Here is a 21711-nt window from a genome sequence, read left to right as displayed (position 1 = left end):
TAAAGCCCTTTTTATAATGCTTTATTTATTTGATAATAGCGCCAGCAGTCTCGACATATATAAAAGATCAAAAACAAAATCATCGTACTATAATACAAAGACTGTAAATAGATCAATAAAATTATAGCCATCAGACATATGAACAGAACAACTTTTTGAATCTTAAAATGAGACATATAGACTTCTTTAAACATCTGCCAGGCTTCTAATAATATTGTTAAGCAGGCAGATAAAACAAGGCAATCAATCAGACTCATTTGAAAAGAAGATGAATATCTTGTATATAGATATCCCTGTCCTAAAAGATTTCTCATGATGACCAGATAAATAAAACTGATTCCATAATGAATTCCTATTCTCTCTTTCATAAAGTATCCCTCCTTAACGTTTCCATAAAATTCTTCACATAATAACGTGTTAATAACAGCTTTTTTTGGCTTTTTAAAATCAAAATATATCTTCTTTGAACCTCTGGTATAATACTCTCTATCTTGTGAATATTGACCAGAGTTGATTTATTAATTCTAATAAAACCATAAGGCTTCAGTTTTTCCTCTAATTCATAAAGTTTCTGATAGATCTGATATTGAAGATGCTCACTATGGACGAATGCCTCTTTTGAATAGCCTTCAATAAAATCAATCTGATGTGGTAAAAGTTTATATTGTTTTTCATCAGCATAACAAAGAACATATTTTTGATGTAGGCTCTGTAAGTATAAAATCAAATCTTCTATATGTTCCATAGAAAAGTAATAACACATACCTTCATAATCAAAACCTTTTTCTACAATCACAATATCTAACTGCTGATATTCTCTTAGCATAGATTTTAAAGTATCAAGATGATCAGGTGCACATATGATTTTCATAGGACTTCCTCCAATTCACAAATGTAAGAATCAATCACCTGATTATTTTCATCTCGATATTTTATTTTGAGTTTTGATAAATGATCTAACGGCTGATGAATAAAACGTTTATCGAAGAAAAGTTCATAACGATTTTGATCAAGAACATTATTATACATCAGAATCAAGTTTTCTTCTTGATTTTCATTGACTGTATAAAACAAGATATCTGTTATCTGATCTTGATTTTGTTTTAATGTTATCTGTGGTGGTGGATCAGTGATAACATTCATATCATATTTCAGGTTTTCCATACAGATATTTTCATCTTCATAACGATAACTATGAGATGAAACTTGTTCTAAAGTCGACATCTGCTGATAATAACACTCGCCATTTTGATTATAAAGCTTTAATACAAAATTGAAGGATTTTGTATAATCTTGAATATTTTGAATCTCACTATAACGATCATCTTGAACATAAACACCTACATAACCTGGAAATGCTGTCGTTTCTCCTTCTTCATATTCAACAGTCTGAAACGGTCCAGACGAAGAGACAATGACCTTATCATAATTCAAAATCTGATATTCAACTTGACTTAAGTCTTTGAATAAATCCTGACGAATATAGATTTCAATAGGTGTATAGGATACAAGTTCTTCTTCTAAAAACAGTGTGCTCTGTTGTTCTTTTCGATAACCAAAAGGCAAGATTTTATAATCTTCTTCGTTCACTTTTAAATAGTATGATTCTTCATATAAAACTTCCTGTTGGATCTGTTTTAAAAAGCCATCCTTCATATAAACAATACCTAAAAGACTCGCTAAAGAAAGAACAATAATGATTGCTTTTTGATGAAATGAATAGGATAAAGATTGAACATGGATTTGGATATAATCTTCTTCTAAAAAATGATTGATTTTGATCATATGATATAAAACCATAATCAAAACTATTTCTAAGACAATCATGAAAAAGGCAGCTATTAGCATGAAAGATGCTTCATTTGTTTTCAAAATCAATTCACCCAACAATAAAGCGATCACATAAACTGTCAAATATATACGATAGCTATATCTATATTTTTTTAAAGCAGGATAATCAACAACTATATGATCAATCCCTATATAGACAAATGCCAATGCTAGTAACCAAATCCACTGGTTGAAAAAATACAATTGAAACAGTTCCATTACAAAACTGACTATCCATAATCCTAAAGATATCAACAGTTCTCTTAATTTCACCCTTCTAAAAACAATGATAATTCCCACAATAATAATCATCATTGATAAAGCATCTGGAAAAAGTTCTATGCTATTGATTGAAAACGAAATACCTAGAAGCAACCAGAGTCCTAAAGCTATGATACCAATTCCCATCCTACTCACCTCTTTCACTTAAGATTATACATGATTATGTGAAAAGATGGTTAAATAATCTCTCACGTAGCCAAAATCATGTCTTTGTTGCCAATAAAAAAAGGGACTCTCATCCCTAAAAATGTCCCTTGATTTCTTGTATAAATTTTTGATAAGAATCAATCACCTGATCACACCATTGATCAAATTGCTCATCTTTGACTTTCTTTTCTGGATGTTGATCCATATAGTCAAGATACATCTTCAATCCTTCCTGAATCATAATATGATTTTGAAAATCAGGAGTATCCCTTTGAATTTTTGACATATCAAACAGACATGAATATTGTTTATCTCCTAAAATGGATGATTCAATATCATAAGTTTGAGAAAGGGCTAATGTATCACTGGCAATATGAATGATCTTTGGTTCTTTGTTTAATAAAGCATATAAATCATGATAAATCATATCCCAATTCACTACAACAGGATTGATATTATGATAAGCCTGTCCAATTGTCTTTTCATTATTGATCAGTTGAATAAAATTATAGGCAAAATCCTGATTATGCGTACAATGCCATGTACTCTTACCATCACCATGAATAATGACTGGCTTATCATTCAAAATACGATCAACCACACTCCAGCAACTCTTTCCTTTGACACTTAAAGGAATGCGATCGTATCCATAAGTTTGTGAAGGACGAACAATCGTAATAGGAAAACCAAATTCTTCATAAGCTTTCATAAAGATTTGTTCACATTTTGTTTTCTCTCTTCCATATTCAGAATAGATATTATTTTGTTCATGTGATTCATGAATCATCACAGCTGTTTCATGATTATAAGTCACAACTGTAGATATAAAGATATATTGTTGAATCTTTCCTTTAAATAACTGAATTTGTTTAATAGCTTCTTCTGGCTTATAGATAATGAAGTTACAAACAATATCAAAAGAATAATCTTTTAAAATTTCTTCCATTTTTGCAGTATCATGAAAATCACAGATTATCTGATGAGCATGTTCAGGTAAAGACTTATGTCCACGATTCATAACGTATAATTCAATATCCTGATTTTGACTTAATGCTTCACATATAGGCAGAGATATTGTTCCTGTTCCTCCAATGAGTAGAACTTTTAATGGTTTTTTTGTTAGTATCATTTGATTCATCTCCATTGATTTGATTATTTTCATTATAACAAGAAAATGAAACATTGAAAATGCTTTTCAATGTTTCCAATTTATTTTAATAATCCACCTGATTATCTAAATCTTCACCACATGAACGAATAACTTTCTGATACCAGTAGAATGATTTTTTAGGATAACGTTTTAAATCCAAAAGATCTTTAAAATCTCTATTGACATAAACAAAGCCATATCTTTTTCTAATCTCTTTATGACTGCTTAAAAAGTCAATTGGGCTCCAAGCCAGATATCCCATTAAATCAACCCCATCATGTAAGACAGCTCTTTTAATACTCTTAATATGCTTTTGATAATAAGAAATACGTTCATCATCATAAACTTTTCCATTTTCTAATTTTTCATCAATACCAATACCATTTTCCACAATAAACAATGGCTTATGATAACGATGATACAAATCAATTAGTGAATATCTTAATCCCTCACTATCAATTTGCCATCCCCATTCATTAGCCTGATAATGAGGATTTTTTATTCCACGATTATCAAATAGTATCGCATTTTCTAATTCCGTTAAATCTTCAATATCTTCAAAAGAACTTTGAACATTGCTGCGATAATAAGAGAAAGCTAAATAATCAAGTTTTAAAGAAGCTGATTTAACAATACGTCTTTCTTCTTCATTAAAATCAATAGAAATATCTCTTTGTTTCATGAAATTTAAAAAATATTCTGGTAATTCACCACTTGTCATAATATCAAAAGGCAAATAATTGTGCATTTTATTTTTAAAATCAGCTGCAATTATATCTTCGCTCTTACAAGTCAATGGATAAAATGGAGCATGTCCCAACATTCCCCCAACTTGAGCCTGTGGATCAATACGTTTAATGGTTTCTACAGCTTTCGCATGTGCGACTTCAACGTTCACTGTTAATTGAGCAAACAGTTCTTCCTGACTCATATCATCAGGTTTATGCACACCTGCTACCAAACTTGGGTGATAAGGTGCCAGGTTAATCTCATTATAAGTGATATAATATTTAACTTTTCCTTTTAATCTTTCGACAACACTTTCAACATGTTTTTCATAAAAATCAATAACTTTTTTATTAAGAAAACCATTATATGCTTTAGCTAGATGATCAGGCATATCAAAGTGTACTAAAGAGACAACCGGTTCAATACCTTTTTCTAAAAGGTAATCAACCATATCTTCATAATACGCTAAACCTGCTTCATTTGGTTTTTCATCATCTCCCATAGGATGAATTCTTGACCACACGACAGAAAAACGATAAGCTTTAAATCCCATCTCTGCCATATAATCAATATCTTCCTTATAATGATGATAATGATCTGTTGCGACAGCAGTATCGCAAAACATTGGCGCAATACCTGGTTCTGGTACAACTTCTAATGTATCATAAACATTCAGACCTTTGCCATCTTCCAAATAGGCTCCTTCAGCCTGAACATTACTGAGGGCTCCACCCCATAAAAAATCTTCTTTTAATCGACTCATATTTTCTTTCCTCACTTTGTTGTCATCATGATTGTCATCTTTCCTGCAAACTGAACTTCTAATCCTTTTGGAATCAAAAAATTATCTCCCAATTTGATGTCTATATCATTGGCTTTGCCATTTCCTTTAATCACTGTTGCCAACTGATAGTTATCATCTTGAAATCTTCCTGATTCCTCAATTTCTAATCTTGTTACTGTAAAGGAATCATTAGAAATAAAAACAGTTTTCGTTAGACCATCTTTCTTTTCTATAACTGGTTCTATATGGTTTTCCATATCATGAGGATCATATGAAAGACAGTCAATAGCTTCTTCCAAATGAAGTTCACGTTCCTGACCATTTTCATCTTGACGATGATAATCATAAAAACGATATGTTATATCTGTTGCCTGTTGGATTTCATAGACAATACTTCCTTTTCTTAAGGCGTGTAATAGCCCAGCAGGTAAATAAACAAAATCATCTTGATGTACATCTAAATGCTTAATCAATTCATCCCAGCGATTTTCTTGAATATAGTGTCTTAAATCAGCTTCATCTTTCGCATGATGCCCATAAACAATATTGGCACCTTCCTTGGCTTCGATAAAATACCAGGCTTCATTTTTACCACTGGAAAATCCTTTTTTCTTGGCGTGCTTAGCATCTGGATGAACCTGTATACTTAAATCATCTTCTGGCGCAACCAATGATATGATAACTGGAAATTCTTCTCCAGGATGACCAAAAAGCTCCTGATGATTTTCCCATAATTCAAGTAATGTCTTGCCTTGAAATGGTTCACTGATACATATTGTGGATGCATCTTTTTGAGCACTAAATGACCATGATTGTCCTATTCCATCTGGGAAATCATCATATCCAAAATAATCCTTAACCAATGTATGTCCCCAAATCGCAGGACGAGGAATTGGTTTAAAAAAGAGAATATTCATCCTTCCACCTCCATCTTTATTATATAAAATCTGTCTTTATCTTCCATTGTTTAAAAAGTCATAAGTTATGACTTTTGACCCTATAAATAAAAAAGACAATATTATGCCCCATACATAAACAATGCAAATAATCCCATGATTGTCATAATCACAGATAGGTAATAACCTAATTTCATCGCATTGACTTGAATCTCAAAGCCATATTTATTTTTAAGATAATGATTTGTCTGTTTCGCTTTTGTGGCATGATAATCCCCAAGTAATGCAAAAACAACCACAATAATTCTCATTGGTAAGCTTGTTCCAATGCCTTCTCCAATGAAGTTCCATGGAAAAATAGCACAAACAAGTGAAACAATAGCCGCAAACAAAGATGCCGCAATATACGGATTTTTAGCATCCTTATGTTTTTCCTGTTGCTTTTTTTGTTGCTGAGATGTTTGATGAGCTTGTGATTTTGTTTTTTTCTTGTTTTCCTTATATTTATCAGCATAACTTTTTTGAGGCACAATCACCACTTCTGCCCCACAATGATCACAAAATTGTGCATGATCACTTATTTTCTTTCCACATTTTCTACAATACATGATATCTCAACTCCTATTTCAAAATAACTTGTGTTAAATTCACTAATGCAATAAACAAGCTGACAAAGATACAAACATAAGCATAACTTTTATTACCATTAGGTTCATATCCTGCCTTTTTATCTTTTCTATCAATATATAGAGATAGACATCCACATATAATAGAAATGATATACATGATTAGACTGATATAAAATGGGAAAACTGTATTCCCACCAAAAGCATCAATAATAGTGGGTAAAACAAAATCAAAAACAACCAAACCAAACAATAAAAGAGAAAGTCCCAACATGGCCCAATTATTCTTTCTCGTATTCTTTTTTAATTTTACCTTTTCGTTTTTTCTTTCCTTTATTTTTGATTCACTTAATGGTTTTCCACAATAGGTGCAAAATTCAGCATCATCTGGTAAATCCTTATAACAATTTGGACATGTTTTCATAATATACTTCCTCCTTCGAATAAAAGAAGGGCTGTAAATAAACGCGTTTGACAGCCCTTTTGATGTTCTTAAAAATTATTCTGCATTTGCAGTTGCTTCAGCTTCAATTCTCTCTACTTCTGATTTTTCATAAGCTTTCCAGAATGGATAGAAAATCACTAAACCAATCGCAAAGTTAATAAATACAATGATTACACCACCGATTGATCCACCATTACTCAAGTATCCTAAGATTGGTGATGGTGTAGCCCAAGGTAATGTCATATACATCTTACCAACAAATCCAATGTCAGTTAAGAAATATGTTAATGCAGCAGTAATTGTATGTGTTAAAACAAATGGGATGATCAAGAATGCATTTAACACAACTGGCAAACCAAACATAATTGGTTCAACAATACAGAAGACAGCTGGAGGTAAACAGATTGTAGCCAATGGTTTTAAATGAGGCAATTTCTTGCTTGACATATACATGTAAACTAAGATTGGCCAACATGAAGATACCCATTGAGACAATCTACATAAGTTAGGTGTCCAAACATATGGTAAATCAGCGACAGCAGTACCAGCCACGAATGCAGCATTATTTTCAGCAATCCATGTATTTGTAAAGGCATTAATAACAGCTCCTGTGATATTATCACCATGTAAACCGCAAGTCCATAATAATGCAGATAAGAATTGTTGTAATGTATATACGGCAATATTATCAGCAGCAGAGAAGATTGGTAATAATACATTTCCAACTAATTCTGGAATATTGAACCCAGCTAAAGTTCTAATTCCCCAGCAGACAATTGTAATAAAGAAGTATGGGATAATAGCTGAGAAACTATCTGCAACTGCTGGTGGAACACCATCAGGCAAAGTGATTTTAATATTGTGTTTATAACAGATACTTACAATATTAATTGCAATAGCTCCTGCAACCATGGCAGTGATAACCCCTGCACCACCCCAATAAGTTGTTTCAAGTGCAGCAGGAAGTGATGCAGCATCAACACCTTCAACAAACAATTGACCAACAGAGTCATAATTCAATAAAATGAAAGCGAAGAATGCTCCGACAGCTCCAGTTGTTTTGTTGAAACCTTTGATTTCAGCATACTCAGAACCAAATGCAATAACAATGTAGATAGCCATAAATCCCATTGATAAGCTGTTAACAAGTGAAATATCAGCAGCCCAAGGTTTTAAGAATGGCAATAAAGCAGTTTCCGTCAATTGACCATCTGATGCAAACAGGTTGATAACCAAGAAAATAGATCCAACCATTGTAACCCCAATGGCAGCTACCATCCCGTTAACCAATGCTCGAACAAATGGAATTTGTCCAAACTTTGTCATCGGACCGGCAATAACGTCAACTTTCTCCATGAGTGAGTCCATAAAAGACTTCTTTTCAGTAGACATAAAATTTTCTCCCTTCTCTTTAAATTTTAAAAACGTGTAAACGTTTTCTCTACACTTCATATTTTATCTTTTCTTCACAAAATTTCCACATTATCATTTGTCACAACTAATGTCACTTTTCTCACAAAAAGTGCCTAATATGCTGATTTTTCGTCATTTTTGTTATAAATCTTTTGTACGATTTTATCGAGAAATCGTTTACACAAAGTCTATGATTTGTTATAATTTTAAAATTAAGGAGGGGTTCTATGAAATTAAAGAAAGATGAGATAGAAATTTTAAAATTACTCGTTACATCTACTGATTATATTTCTTCTTATGATATCGCAACAATCACTGGCATTAATCGACGACTCGTTAGAGATGAAATTGCCAACATTAAAGTGATTCTAAAAGATTTAGGCTATGAACTAATTTCCAAAACTTCTAAAGGATATATGATCAAAAACAAATCATCCTCTTCTCTTAAAACTTTGCAGTCTTTTATTGAAAAAGCTCAAAAGCACCGTGAATCACTCTTTCCAACTCAACCCAATGAAAGAGAAGGCTATATTTTAAAGCGTCTGATTGATATTGATGATTATGTCAAAATTGACCAATTAGCTGAGGAACTGCTGGTGAGTCGTTCGACTATTTCCAATGATATTAAAAATTGTCGCCGTACCATGAAAAAATATCATCTTTCACTCTCACAAAAGCCTAATTATGGAATCAAGATTTTAGGTCAAGAAGTCAATAAAAGAAAACCCATTTGCGATTTTATTTTTACCAACTTGAGACAGTCAGAAATGTTTTATGATTATTTAAATTCATTTATTTTAGAAGCTACATCCCTAGAATATGGTATTTTAAAAATTATCAAAAAATATCAAATTGAGTTTTCTGACTATGCTCTATGTGACTTTCTCTTATCCTTATCTATCACTCTTTCACGTATACTTCGTGGAAAAACAATTCATGAATCACCAGATATTGCATCCATTGCTTCACGAAATGAATTTGATGCAGCCAAAGAAATTGCATTATTTATAGAAGAAAATACTGATTGTCATATCAATATTCATGAAATTCACTGGATTGCGATTGAACTGATTTGCAAACGTTCCACTCAAGGTTTGACATTCCATCAGGATCCAACTGTTATTATGATAACCAATGAAATTCTACAAACCATCGCCAAGCAGACATTATTTCAGTTTGATAATGAAAAATTCAATCATACTTTTAATCTCTATGTAGAAAATGCTTTACTTAGAATTAAATATGATGAGAAAATCAGAAATCCACTTTATGATGAATTAAAAACTGTTTATCCTTTAGGTTATTATTTTGCAGAAATATCTTCATCTATTATTGAAAAATATACCAAAAGAAAACTATCTATGAGTGAACTGGCTTTCTTTGCGATTATATTTAATAATGCTATCTTTAATCAACATACACCTAAAAAGAAGGTTCTTCTTTTATGTGGCTTAGGTGGTGGTGCTCAAGACTTATCTGCTTATCAGATTTTGAAACATTTTGAAAATCAGATTAATATTATCAAGACATTATCTTACTATAAACTGCCTGATGAAAATCTAGCACAATACGATTTTATCATCTCTACTGTTCCTATTCATAGAAATCTTTCGATACCTTATATCAATATTTCATCTATTATTACATCAGATGATATAGACTCCATCAATAATTTTTTAATTTATCAGTATCATCAAAATATTCTCAAAACAACTTTCTTGCCTCAACTTTATAAAGACCATGTCTCTGCCAGAAGTAAAAACGAAGTCATCAAAGAATTTTATCAATTGCTTAAAAATCAGTTCCCACAAATTAAAGAATCATTCAAAATGCATATAGCTAATTCTGAATATCATCAAATGACTATTTATCCACATCAAATAGCATTAATCAGATTGAATAAACCAATTAATAACAATGATATTCTTTCTACTATCATTCTTAATAAAAACATCATATGGAATAAAAAAGAAGTTCGCATCATTATTTTATTTTCTTGTGTTGATCCTCATCACTTTATTTATAATACACTCAGCGATACTTTAAAAAGTTTGACTGCACATCAGGAGGATATTCTTGAAATCATGAATCATCCATCCTATCCACAATTTATGAATACTATTTTCAAACATCAAAAACTCATGAATTTGTAAAAGCGGGCCGTTGATATAAACAGCTCGCTTTTTTGATTAAAAATTCTTAACTTGTTTTTCAAATTCATCTAACCAATCAGATGAATAGTTTTCAATCATACCCATATCAGAAAGTTGTGTTAATTCACTATCTAAAGGTAATTGACCAAGTATCTTTAAATCATATTTATCTGCCACATCTTGCAGATGACTTTTTCCAAAGACGAAAATTTTCTTGCCACAATCTGGACATTGTACATAACTCATATTTTCTACAATACCTAAAATAGGAATATTCATTTTCTTTGCCATATTGACAGCTTTAGAAACAATCATGCTGACAAGTTCCTGTGGACTTGTCACAATCACAATACCATCTAAAGGTAAAGACTGAAAGATTGTCAAAGGGACATCTCCTGTTCCTGGAGGCATATCAACGAACATATAATCCACTTCGCCCCATCTGACATCACTCCAGAATTGTTTAATCATACCTGCTAAAATAGGTCCACGCCATACCACTGGTTCTTCAGCATTATCTAATAAAAGATTCGTTGACATAATCTCAATACCCTCTAAAGACTTGGCTGGAATAATTTCTTCTCCATTAGAATAAATCTGTGTCCCTTCTACACCAAATGTTTTGGCAATTGATGGTCCTGTAATATCTCCATCTAAGACAGCACAGCGATATCCTTCACGCTGCTTTAAAACTGCTAATAAAGACGTAATAGATGATTTTCCTACACCGCCTTTACCACTGACAACTCCAATCACTTTATGTATTTTTGAATTTTTATTCATCGGAGCTAAAAAGCTTCTTTCTTCACAATCTTCCTGACATGATTGACAATCATGATGACAGTCTTGACTACTCATAATATAACCTCCATATCTTCTTGTATTATAACCCATTTGCTTTTCTTTTTCACTATTATGACTCTATATATTCTTTTTTAAAGGTAAATCCTCTTCCTTTCACTTCGTTAACCTTGCTGACAACCATAAAAGCATGTTCATCAATATTTAAAACCAGGTGATTTAATTTAGGTAATTCACGATTAGAAATCACTGTCATAATCACAGGATATTCATTTTTCATATAACCAGAAATAGATTTTAACATTGTTGTTCCTCGGTCAAGTTCATGAATAATCATATCATTGATTTGTTGATATTCCTTAGAAACAATCATCACTTCTGTCTGTGCCTTCCCAACGACCAGAACTTTATCTAAAACAATCGTATATGTAGCCACCAAAACAATGCCATAAAGAACCATTTCTCGATTGGTATAAAACACCTGCATCAATAAAATTATAAAATCAAAAGCATACATAGAAACCGATACCGGTATTCCTGTTTTTTTATTAATAATCAATGGTGGAATATCCATTCCTCCTGTTGAAGCATTACATTTGATAACAATCCCGATTGCAACACCAATCATCACTCCACCAAGCAGCGCAGCAAGTAATGGATCTGTTGTCATTTGTGTATAGCCTATTGTTTTTTCAAAAACACTTAAAATAAATGGATAATAAAAAGTACTGATTAATGTCGTAAAAGCAAAAGTTTTACCTAAAATCAATAAACCAAGTAAAAACATCAAAATATTAAAAACAGATAAAAATAAAGTCATTGGGATACCTAATAAATGCTGTGCTCCAATAGATAAACCCGTTGATCCTCCCGTAATTAATCCATTAGGAACAATAAACAATAAAACAGCGAAAGCATATATCGTATTTCCAATAAGAACTCCTATAATATTTCTTATGAATTTATTATTCATCATATACACCCTTTCTTCACAAAGCATTATTATACCACTTCAAAATCCAAAAAAAAAGATAACAGAATGACTTTCTGTTACCTTCCATATTTATCGAATTCGTAAAGCTCTCGTTGCATTGATGACCGCAATGACCATCACACCAACATCAGCAAAGATAGCCAACCACATATTGGCAATACCAAAAGCACCCAAAATTAAGCAAATGAATTTGACCGCCAAAGCAAAGACAATATTCTCTTTCACAATTCTTAATGTTTTTAATGAAATTTTCATAGCCAATGAAATCTTAGCAGGATCATCATCCATCAAAACAATATCAGCTGCTTCAATTGCGGCATCACTACCTAAAGCTCCCATTGCAATGCCAATATCAACACGTGATAACACAGGTGCATCATTAATACCATCACCAACAAAAGCAACTTTTTCCTTTTCACCTTTCTGCTGTAAAATATCTTCAACTTTTGCGACTTTATCAGCTGGCAACAATTCACTATAAACACGATCAATACCAATCTCTTTAGCCACTCTTGTAGCAGTCTGTTTTGTATCCCCTGTTAACATAATCGTTTCTTTGATACCTTGTGACTTTAAGGATTGAATAGCTATTTTTGAAGTGTCTTTAATCACATCAGAAATCACAATGCAGCCTGCATATTGACCATCGATTGCCATATAGACGACTGTTCCATCAGGATGATTTCCTTTGATATTGACATCTATTCTATTCATCAATTTTTCATTACCAGCATAAACAACATGATCATTCACTCTTCCATAAATACCATGTCCAGCGATTTCCTTAATATCACGCACAGCATCTCTGTCTAATGGTTGACCATAAGCCTTTTGCAAGCTTAAACTGATAGGGTGACTAGAAGCCATTTCCACATGAGCTGCATAGTACAATAACTGTTGTTCATCAAAATCAGCAGAAGGAATGATATGTGTCACTTCAAAGACACCTTTTGTGAGTGTTCCCGTTTTATCAAAGACAATATATTTTGCACTAGCAAGAGCTTCTAAATAATTAGAACCTTTGACTAAAATACCTTGTGTAGAAGCACAGCCAATACCTCCAAAGAAACTTAATGGTATAGAAATAACCAATGCACATGGACAACTGATAACCAGGAATGTCAAAGCACGAATAATCCAATCACCCCATGAAGCATCTTGTCCCATTAACATCAACACAACTGGTGGAATAATTGCTAATGCCAATGCACTATAACATACTGCAGGTGTATAGTATTTCGCAAACTTTGTAATAAAGTTTTCTGAGCGAGATTTCTTCATACTTGAGTTTTCAACCAAATCAAGAATTTTGGAAACTGTTGATTCACCAAACTCCTTTGTTGTCTGAACTTTAATGACACCACTCATATTAATAAAGCCACTAATCACTTCATCTCCACAATGTGCATCTCTTGGTACACTTTCACCTGTTAAAGCACTCGTATTAAATGTTGTATTCCCTTCCACAATAATACCATCAATGGGAACCTTTTCCCCAGGATTGACAATGATTTCACTACCTATTTCGACATCATCAGGATCAACTTTTTGAAGTTTACCATCCACCATCATATTGGCATAATCAGGACGAATATCCATCAATGCTGCAATATTACGACGACTCTTTCCAACCGCAACACTTTGAAACAATTCTCCAATCTGATAAAAGAGCATAACAGCTACACCTTCGCGGAATTCTCCTAAACACATAGCTCCTACAGTCGCAACAGCCATTAAAAAGTTTTCATCAAAGACTTGTTTATTCAAGATTCCTTTGATAGCTTTTCTTAAAATATCATACCCAATAACCAGATAAGGTATTAAATAAAGAATAACTTCTACATATAAATTCACAGAAACATATGATGTAAAAATCACAATTCCAATCATTAATATTAAAGATATCAGTATTCTATAGAGAACTTTCTTTTGTTTTTTATTCATAAATACACTCCCATTCATTTTAATATATGTTCATTCATTCATATATTGTCCAAATAAATATCCCTTTTTAAGGGAATTTATTCTATAAATAAATTTCACAGTCATCTTCTACAACTTTACAATTTTTATATGCTTCCTGCATAACATCATCAACATTGACACCATCTTCAAATTCGACTTTTAATTTTAAAGTCATAAAGCTTAAAGTTGCATCTTTAACTCCTTTTGTATTTTTAACTGCTTCTTCCATTTTAGCAGCACAATTTGCACAATCCACATCAACTTTATATGTCTTTTTCATATTCCTTTTCCCCTTTCTTATTCCTCAACATGTTCCATGCCCATTGACATGATTGTTCTGACATGATCATCATCCAATGAATAGAAAATCACTTTTCCTTCACGTCTAAATTTAATGAGTTTGCTATCTTTCAAAACTCTCAACTGATGACTGACTGCAGATTGACTCAGTCCGAGAATTTGTGCAATATCTCCCACACATAATTCACTCTCAAATAAAGCATATAATATCTTAATACGCGTTGTATCTCCAAATACCTTAAATAAATCAGCCAATTCATATAAATACTCATCATCAGGTTGTTTTTCTTTCACTCTTTTGACAACATCTTCATGAACTGCTAAAAAATCATTCTGATTGTCTGTCTGTGTAGCCATATCATCACTCCCTTATTGAACATATGAGCATCTCTTCATATATAAATATATACCTTCACTTGCTATATGTCAATATTCTTTCATAAGAATATATCAAAATACATATAAATTATTTGATTTCGCCTTATTTGCTTTATGATCTAGCGCTTTAACTTGATATGTCCACTCAAGCTGACTTCCTTGTTCGACAGAAGCCAGTGATGCAAATTCAAATACATTTTCAAAATCAAAACCTGTTTCATTTAAAAATGTCTGTCCATCTATAGTCCACATACTAGAATTTTCTTCTAAGAATTTTGATGACACATTGATTTTTGGCCCTGAATAGGAAACCAAAACACTATCAGATGGATATGAAGAATATGACGTAACATTATCAAGATGTGTAGGGTATTTATCTAAAATTGTTGTCTTTGTATCAGGAGAACAAGAATGCTGAAGCATCAAATATTGACCATCTTTTGAAAAGCAGGCTTTTGTCTTTAGAAGATAATAATCTTTTTGATCATCAGTTTCATCAGTATCCTGATACACATCATGTGCTGTATATAAATATGTACTTGTTGGAAGTTTTGTATCAGAATTGACTAGATAGTGTCTACTCATATTTGATCCTTGCGGTTTGGCATGAAATTGATTTTTATCAATCAGATAATCTAAACAAGGGATTAGATAACTTTCTATAGAAAGAGAATCATCATTGAAAAATACAGTTTCAATTTCATTTTTCAAATCCGTATTTTCTGAATATTTCAACACAGAAAAACTACCTCGCATTTTGACAAGTTCTTTTAAAACCAACTCACCAGTACTTAGTGAATAAACAGGGCTATAATTTTGAAAAACAAGATCTAATTCATCAGAAAGATTTTCAATAGTATTATTCCCAAGAAACAAAATATAGTTTTCCTGAACATAATCCTTTATAAATTGTTTCACCTCTAAATATGAAAGTGATTCTTGATCCACAGCCACGACATCTTCATCATCAAACTGGTATGTACTGATATTCGATGGATTCAATATGGTAATTGTTATAGATTCGTATTTTTGATCTATTTTATCAATCACTTCATGATCAACTGATTTCTCACTTATCAATATAACTTTTCCTTTTCCTGAAAAAGTCGGATGATGATCATTGTTGAATTGAAAACTTATACCTGTTAGACAAATAATCACCAATAACGAAATAATAATGATGATGATAAATTTTGATTTCATAACTTCCCTTCTCACTTATTTATTATTTTTGAGTGCAGATAATTCTTTGAGGTCATCTTCATTTTCATTGTATATTGGATTGTATATGTTGTCAATCATTGCACTATTCTATAAAAAAACTTACGATAGTTAATCGTAAGTTATCAAACGCAATCAATTTTCTCGTTCTATTTATATCTTTTATCCCCCCGATAAATTCATCAGGAGTTTCGTCCATATTATGTGTTACTGAACAGCCAGCCATTTGCCATCTATCACATTATTAAAAATTTCCATATGAGGACTGTTTTCATAAGCATTGCGCTTTTTTATATTTACTTCTCTCTTGCGAAATGATACTCAAAATCATGATCTGTTCGCTTTAACAAGAGTTTATCATTTTCAACTTCAAAATAATAAGATGGATTAAATATAACACCATTTTCTGAAGAAGATAAAGAAACTTGATTTTCTTCAATTTTATATGTACCTTTCGTATCAGTACCTTTATCACTCATAGTAAAAGTTCCATCTTCTTTGAATTCAATACTTTCTATATCGCTTCCTTGCCATTTACCAATAATATCATCACTTCCATTATTATCACTACTATTACATCCTGTTAAGATACACATTGACATTATAACTAATAAAATCATCTTTTTCATATACATATTCTCCTTACACTCTTCTTTTATAATTGAAAAATACTAAAGCTAAATCTTCAAATTTTCACTAGTGTTTTGAACGAATCATTTTAAACGGAAGTTTAAAAGTTTTCACAATGACATATTGAACAATACTTACAACCACTTCAACCATATAACTTATCGCAAGTGAAAAGAATACATTATATATCCATTGCCCAATTGTATTTCCAAATAGAGTCATTCCCCAATGAGGTAAAACATTTTCTAAATCAGTAACTAAAAATATAAATGATACAATGATTAACAAAATCATTTTAAAAGGCAATGTAAATTCAGATATGTATTCATCTATATTACTGTCATCTGGCAAAAAATCACCATTTTTTATTCTTCTCCACTGAAAAAATTCATAAACTACAGCAATTATACATATTTCAATATAAAAATAAGGACTCGTTAAATCGGAATTTGAAATAACGAGAAATTCTCCTGCTAAAACGGTTAATCCTAGTAATAAAACAACAAAAAATTGTCCTAAGAATAATAGTACCAATAAGAAAATATATTTTTTTGAAGCACTTTTTAGGCTTTTTAAATCAATATTCATATCCCAATAACTTAGAATAGATATACCCAGACTGATTACAATCAAACATATTAACCCCAGCGGATATTTTTTAAAACCATAAGTAACATATAAAGGAAAATTACTGATCAATTGTAAAAGTAATTTAAATATAATCATCTTTTCTTACACCTTCTCTTGATTAAAAATCTATTTTGTTTTAAATCTATACATAAATGATATTTTTTCATATTTACAAGATTTTATTCTCCTTGAACACTTTTTATTTTATAGTTTTTTTTAACGACTGTCTATAAATATTTCATATGCGAGAAAAATAATGTTTCATGGTTTCAAATTATCATTTTCATACTTTTCTATAAACAGATTGTCTTCTTCATCATTTTTGAGTTCTCTTAACATCTTAAGTTGTTTTAATTAGAATGATAAGACGAATTATCAGAAACTTTTTTAAGTGAACTACTATAAGACTGGAGTCTATCCAAATAATTTAATGGAAATTGTTTTAATAACATATACCTTTTCAGATTCTTTTTTAACATTTCAATAGTATCGCTTCTTTTTAACTTCAAATTTTTTTACTGAAACATCCATATATCAATCCTCCTTTTGAATTTAGACACAAAAAAACTATGTTGATTACAACATAGCTTATAGCCGAACCACTGTTATTGAGTTTGCCAAAATAGATATTTAGTTGATATACTCTGCATTTTTTTACTCTATTAATCAAATGGAGCGGGTGATGGGAATCGAACCCACGTAGTCAGCTTGGAAGGCTGAAGTTCTACCATTGAACTACACCCGCAAAAACTGGTGCGGATGACAGGACTTGAACCTGCACGCCGAAGCACTAGATCCTAAGTCTAGCGTGTCTGCCAGTTTCACCACATCCGCATCCTCTTAACAAATGGTGACCCGCAGGCGACTCGAACGCCTGACCCTCTGATTAAAAGTCAGATGCTCTACCTACTGAGCTAGCGGGTCATATATATGGTGCCGGCTAAAGGACTTGAACCCTCAACCTACTGATTACAAGTCAGTTGCTCTACCAATTGAGCTAAGCCGGCAAAAAAAATGGTGGAGGTTAACGGGCTCGAACCGCTGACCCTCTGCTTGTAAGGCAGATGCTCTCCCAACTGAGCTAAACCTCCATATGGTGACCTGTACGGGATTCGAACCCGTGAATGCATGCGTGAAAGGCATGTGAGTTAACCGTTTCTCCAACAGGCCACAAAAATGGCGCTTGAAGTAGGACTCGAACCTACGACCGATCGGTTAACAGCCGATTGCTCTACCAACTGAGCTATTCAAGCATTTCTTGTTGCTTAACTATATTATCATATCGTTATACTTATTGCAAGACTTTTTTAAAAAAAAAGAAGTCAAAATTGACTTCATCATGACTTCTATAAAAATTCTCCATTTTTTCCCCAATTTTCAAATTCTTCTATCGATAAATACTGCTGTTGAACAGGTATTTTTGTAATACGTTCTACTTCTTTTAGCAGCTTTTCTGCAAATTCTTTTTTATACTGATAATCTGTTGTATGAAAAAGTTGACACGCAATCTTCATACAATCCATTTCTTCACCTTTAAAATACATCACTTGATTATCTTCTATATGAATCATCAAGTTTTCTTCTTTTTTATTTGGTAAGATAGAAATCAGTTTTCCAGCACTTTCTTTTAAAGCTTTTTCCTGATTTAATGTTAATGTTTTTGTTGTTGTAAATGTTATAAACGGCATATTATTTTCCTCCCATTTATCAATTATATATGAAGGTTTTTAAAAATTATGACGAAACCTCACACATTTCATAAGTTAATTGTCCTAAAATTTTCACACCTTCTCTAATCTTATCATCTGTTGGTGTTGAATAATTCATTCTAAAACTATGACATTCTTTTGTATCATCATCCAAAAATGCATTTCCTGGCACAACAGCTACATTTTTTTCTAAAGCTTTTTTCACAAACGTTAACATATCTACATGTTCTGGTAAAGTGACCCATATAAACATACCACCTGTTGGTTTGGTATATTGAACTGATGGATGAAAATGTTTTTTCATTTCCTCAAGCATCAAATAACATTTGTTTTTATAAATCTTTCTAATAGATTCAATATGAGCGTCCATATCATAGTTGCATAAATATCTTGCCATCACTTTTTGTGCCCATAAATTAGAATGAACATCACTAGCCTGTTTTGCTACAACAAACTTTTGAATAATTTCACGAGGTGCCACAGCACAAGCTACACGCATTCCTGGCGCAATAATCTTAGAAAGACTGGCAGCATAAATCACCAACCCATCCTGATCTAATGATTTAATAGAAGGAATGGCTTCACCTTCAAATCTTAAATCTCCATATGGATTATCTTCCAAAATAAGAACTTCATATTTTTTTGCTAAAGCGAGAATTTGTTTTCTCACTTCTAATGACATTGTCATACCCGTTGGATTTTGAAAATTAGGTATCAAATAAATAAACTTTGGTTTTGGTTCCATTTGTAGAGCTTTTTCCAAAGCATCCAAATCCAATTGTCCATCTTTATACTCAACACCTCGTAAGACTGCTCCCAATGATTTAAAAGCATTCAATGCTCCTAAGAAACTTGGATTTTCACATACAACGACATCACCTTCATTACATAATGTCTTTGCTGCAAATTCCATAATCTGTTGAGAACCAGAAGTCACCAGCATCTGGTCTTTATCTGTTAAAATCTGTTCATGACGATTTAAAAACTTTGTAGCCGCCTGAATAAACTCCTGATCTCCTTCTGTAATACCATATTGCAAGACACTGATAGGCTCATGAGATAATATATCAGCAGAAATTTTTTCTATCTCCTTAACAGGGAAAGCTTCTGCCGAAGGATTGCCACCTGCAAAACTGATCATTTGTGGATCAGCTGTAGCCTTTAATATTTCTCTAATAGCAGATGCTTTGACATTTGACATACGATTAGCAAATTGATATTTCATCTTAAATCCCCCTTTACTTTATATTTTATTATAAACCAATTTCATGAGAATAACTAGATATTTATCAAAACAAGCGATATAATAGAATTAGGTGGTGATAAGACATGCAGGTTGTTGTCGTTGTTTTAAATAAGCTTGATTGCTTAGATGATTTACTTGCCAATTTAAAAAGAGCTGGTGTTCGAGGGGGAACAATTATTGAATCTACTGGAATGATTAAAACAATAGATGATTCTGATGAAAGCTATTTATTAGGTTCATTACGTTTATTTTTAGAAAATCCTCGCCCTGAAAGCAAGACAATTTTCTTTATTGTTGACGATAGTCAAATAGAATTAGTTAGAAAAACTATCGATGATTCTGTTGGTGGTATTGATAATCCAAATACCGGTATCGTCTTTGGTTTACCTTTGACATTTGCAGATGGTCTCATGAAAAAATAAAGTTTCGGCTTTATTTTTTTATTAACCGAAACTTTGAATCATAATAAATGTGAAGTTCCTGACAAACTCTCTGATTGAAATCCATAAGTTGTTGATAATAATGAGCATAATCATCTGATAGTTCACACATAGCTGGTATGAAAATATCATAATAGCCACTATCTCTTAACCTCATTTTGATTTGACGATTAGGGTAATTGATAATGCAATACCACCATTTTTGTTGTAACTCATAATTTTTGATTATTAACTGTTTAATAGACTCATACGCATCTTTTTGATTGATCAATTGATTTTTATATATGTTGACATCATGCCATACTTGTTTTAATTGTTTTTGATTCACCCTAGAAATAAACAACAAAAAACGATATGCCCATGGAATTTTCATATGAAAATGATCCCAAAAATCAATAATACATTGGTAAGCTTTTTGTTGTTTTTGCGTATGAATGTGAATATGAAGATAAGGTTGAAAATGCTCATAAAACATATCAAAAAATGGTTGAGGAATATTGTCAAACATAATTTGATATATATCATCCAATGAAAAAACATCTTCAATATGATCACTTTCAATGAAATGATATAATTGTTCTAAACTTTCTTGTTGACAAGAAAGTTGTTTTTGTCTTTGCGTATAGATTTGTTGAAGATATTCTTTTTTCTTATTAGCATCTAAATCCAGCAAACAACGAATATCTGCAATAGAGATAGACCAACTACGATACATCACAATTTCTTTTAATCTTTGAACATCTTCATCACTGAATTCACGATATCCATTTTGACTTTTATGAATATGAAGCAAACATTGTTTTTCATAATAATAAATAGCTTTTTTTGTTACATGGCACTGACTGCAAACTTCTTGTATTTTCATATCTCATTTCATCTCCCATTTTCATCATAAACTATCCTGTAAGGTCAATGTCAACAAAAAAAGTATCATTTCTGATA

At 31.8% G+C, this 21711-nt stretch carries 22 protein-coding genes and 7 tRNA genes; 2 read left to right on the top strand and 27 right to left on the bottom strand.

Annotated features, from left to right (window positions below; genetic code table 11):
• Positions 1 to 11: 11 nt before the first annotated feature.
• From ACZYT4_RS06435 to ACZYT4_RS06395, 9 genes are all read right to left on the bottom strand, one after another.
• Complete coding sequence (locus ACZYT4_RS06435) at positions 12 to 368, bottom strand: hypothetical protein (RefSeq protein WP_463783698.1); 357 nt, start codon at positions 366 to 368, stop codon at positions 12 to 14.
• Entirely contained in the window at positions 365 to 871 is a 507-nt protein-coding gene (locus ACZYT4_RS06430; RefSeq protein WP_463783697.1) for a LytTR family DNA-binding domain-containing protein, read from the bottom strand. Before ACZYT4_RS06430 ends, ACZYT4_RS06435 begins: the two co-directional genes overlap by 4 nt.
• The gene (locus ACZYT4_RS06425) at positions 868 to 2238 is read right to left on the bottom strand and encodes a hypothetical protein (protein WP_463783694.1); all 1371 of its coding nucleotides are present in this window, start codon (positions 2236 to 2238) and stop codon (positions 868 to 870) included. Before ACZYT4_RS06425 ends, ACZYT4_RS06430 begins: the two co-directional genes overlap by 4 nt.
• Positions 2239 to 2353: 115 nt before the next feature.
• Positions 2354 to 3388, bottom strand: a complete 1035-nt coding sequence (locus tag ACZYT4_RS06420; protein WP_463783693.1) for an NAD-dependent epimerase/dehydratase family protein — start codon at positions 3386 to 3388, stop codon at positions 2354 to 2356.
• Between the two features lie 85 nt (positions 3389 to 3473).
• Positions 3474 to 4901 (bottom strand): glycoside hydrolase family 1 protein, encoded by a 1428-nt coding sequence (locus ACZYT4_RS06415; protein WP_463783692.1) that lies wholly within the window; start codon positions 4899 to 4901, stop codon positions 3474 to 3476.
• 11 nt (positions 4902 to 4912) lie between these two features.
• A complete protein-coding gene (locus ACZYT4_RS06410; RefSeq protein WP_463783690.1) occupies positions 4913 to 5839 on the bottom strand; it encodes a type I phosphomannose isomerase catalytic subunit in 927 nt (308 codons plus the stop codon).
• Between the two features lie 101 nt (positions 5840 to 5940).
• Positions 5941 to 6426: a zinc ribbon domain-containing protein gene (locus ACZYT4_RS06405; RefSeq protein WP_463783687.1), complete on the bottom strand. Its 486-nt coding sequence runs from the start codon at positions 6424 to 6426 to the stop codon at positions 5941 to 5943.
• A gap of 13 nt (positions 6427 to 6439) precedes the next feature.
• Positions 6440 to 6868, bottom strand: coding sequence for a zinc-ribbon domain-containing protein (locus ACZYT4_RS06400; RefSeq protein WP_463783685.1), 429 nt, complete (start codon positions 6866 to 6868; stop codon positions 6440 to 6442).
• Between the two features lie 75 nt (positions 6869 to 6943).
• On the bottom strand, positions 6944 to 8281 hold the full coding sequence (locus tag ACZYT4_RS06395) for a PTS sugar transporter subunit IIC (protein WP_463783683.1): 1338 nt from the start codon (positions 8279 to 8281) through the stop codon (positions 6944 to 6946).
• Between the two features lie 248 nt (positions 8282 to 8529).
• On the opposite strand from ACZYT4_RS06395, the gene ACZYT4_RS06390 reads away from it, so the two are divergent.
• Positions 8530 to 10455, top strand: coding sequence for a BglG family transcription antiterminator (locus ACZYT4_RS06390; RefSeq protein WP_463783680.1), 1926 nt, complete (start codon positions 8530 to 8532; stop codon positions 10453 to 10455).
• Positions 10456 to 10491: 36 nt separating this feature from the next.
• On the opposite strand, the gene ACZYT4_RS06385 is transcribed toward ACZYT4_RS06390, so the two are convergent.
• The 17 genes from ACZYT4_RS06385 to ACZYT4_RS06305 form a co-directional block, all read right to left on the bottom strand.
• A complete protein-coding gene (locus ACZYT4_RS06385) occupies positions 10492 to 11313 on the bottom strand; it encodes a P-loop NTPase (RefSeq protein ID WP_463783677.1) in 822 nt (273 codons plus the stop codon).
• A gap of 55 nt (positions 11314 to 11368) precedes the next feature.
• The gene (locus tag ACZYT4_RS06380) at positions 11369 to 12229 is read right to left on the bottom strand and encodes a YitT family protein (RefSeq protein WP_463783675.1); all 861 of its coding nucleotides are present in this window, start codon (positions 12227 to 12229) and stop codon (positions 11369 to 11371) included.
• Between the two features lie 90 nt (positions 12230 to 12319).
• Positions 12320 to 14194 (bottom strand): heavy metal translocating P-type ATPase, encoded by a 1875-nt coding sequence (locus tag ACZYT4_RS06375; protein ID WP_463783673.1) that lies wholly within the window; start codon positions 14192 to 14194, stop codon positions 12320 to 12322.
• 82 nt (positions 14195 to 14276) lie between these two features.
• Complete coding sequence (locus ACZYT4_RS06370) at positions 14277 to 14495, bottom strand: cation transporter (protein WP_463783669.1); 219 nt, start codon at positions 14493 to 14495, stop codon at positions 14277 to 14279.
• 17 nt (positions 14496 to 14512) lie between these two features.
• Positions 14513 to 14872: an ArsR/SmtB family transcription factor gene (locus ACZYT4_RS06365; RefSeq protein ID WP_463783667.1), complete on the bottom strand. Its 360-nt coding sequence runs from the start codon at positions 14870 to 14872 to the stop codon at positions 14513 to 14515.
• Between the two features lie 93 nt (positions 14873 to 14965).
• A complete protein-coding gene (locus ACZYT4_RS06360) occupies positions 14966 to 16096 on the bottom strand; it encodes a hypothetical protein (RefSeq protein ID WP_463783665.1) in 1131 nt (376 codons plus the stop codon).
• A 314-nt stretch (positions 16097 to 16410) separates the two neighbouring features.
• Positions 16411 to 16743 (bottom strand): DUF5640 domain-containing protein, encoded by a 333-nt coding sequence (locus ACZYT4_RS06355; protein ID WP_168083104.1) that lies wholly within the window; start codon positions 16741 to 16743, stop codon positions 16411 to 16413.
• 67 nt (positions 16744 to 16810) lie between these two features.
• A complete protein-coding gene (locus ACZYT4_RS06350) occupies positions 16811 to 17470 on the bottom strand; it encodes a hypothetical protein (RefSeq protein WP_463783662.1) in 660 nt (219 codons plus the stop codon).
• Between the two features lie 575 nt (positions 17471 to 18045).
• Positions 18046 to 18119, bottom strand: a tRNA-Gly gene (locus ACZYT4_RS06345).
• Positions 18120 to 18125: 6 nt separating this feature from the next.
• Positions 18126 to 18208, bottom strand: a tRNA-Leu gene (locus ACZYT4_RS06340).
• Positions 18209 to 18222: 14 nt separating this feature from the next.
• Positions 18223 to 18298 (bottom strand) — tRNA-Lys (locus ACZYT4_RS06335).
• A gap of 7 nt (positions 18299 to 18305) precedes the next feature.
• A tRNA-Thr gene (locus tag ACZYT4_RS06330) sits at positions 18306 to 18381 on the bottom strand.
• An 8-nt stretch (positions 18382 to 18389) separates the two neighbouring features.
• A tRNA-Val gene (locus tag ACZYT4_RS06325) sits at positions 18390 to 18465 on the bottom strand.
• A gap of 3 nt (positions 18466 to 18468) precedes the next feature.
• Positions 18469 to 18544, bottom strand: a tRNA-Glu gene (locus tag ACZYT4_RS06320).
• 7 nt (positions 18545 to 18551) lie between these two features.
• Positions 18552 to 18627: transfer RNA gene (locus ACZYT4_RS06315), tRNA-Asn, on the bottom strand.
• A 93-nt stretch (positions 18628 to 18720) separates the two neighbouring features.
• Complete coding sequence (locus ACZYT4_RS06310) at positions 18721 to 19062, bottom strand: hypothetical protein (RefSeq protein ID WP_463783660.1); 342 nt, start codon at positions 19060 to 19062, stop codon at positions 18721 to 18723.
• A gap of 46 nt (positions 19063 to 19108) precedes the next feature.
• Complete coding sequence (locus ACZYT4_RS06305) at positions 19109 to 20308, bottom strand: aminotransferase-like domain-containing protein (protein ID WP_463783658.1); 1200 nt, start codon at positions 20306 to 20308, stop codon at positions 19109 to 19111.
• A 104-nt stretch (positions 20309 to 20412) separates the two neighbouring features.
• Here ACZYT4_RS06305 and ACZYT4_RS06300 point away from each other — a divergent pair, with 104 nt between their 5' ends.
• Positions 20413 to 20751: a hypothetical protein gene (locus ACZYT4_RS06300; RefSeq protein WP_463783656.1), complete on the top strand. Its 339-nt coding sequence runs from the start codon at positions 20413 to 20415 to the stop codon at positions 20749 to 20751.
• Between the two features lie 10 nt (positions 20752 to 20761).
• On the opposite strand, the gene ACZYT4_RS06295 is transcribed toward ACZYT4_RS06300, so the two are convergent.
• Entirely contained in the window at positions 20762 to 21634 is an 873-nt protein-coding gene (locus ACZYT4_RS06295; protein WP_463783654.1) for a MerR family transcriptional regulator, read from the bottom strand.
• Positions 21635 to 21711: the final 77 nt, after the last annotated feature.

Source organism: Massilimicrobiota sp. mt181, from assembly GCF_055420065.1.
The sequence above is the reverse complement of the archived record's forward strand: the minus strand, read 5'-3'. Positions and strand labels throughout refer to the sequence as shown.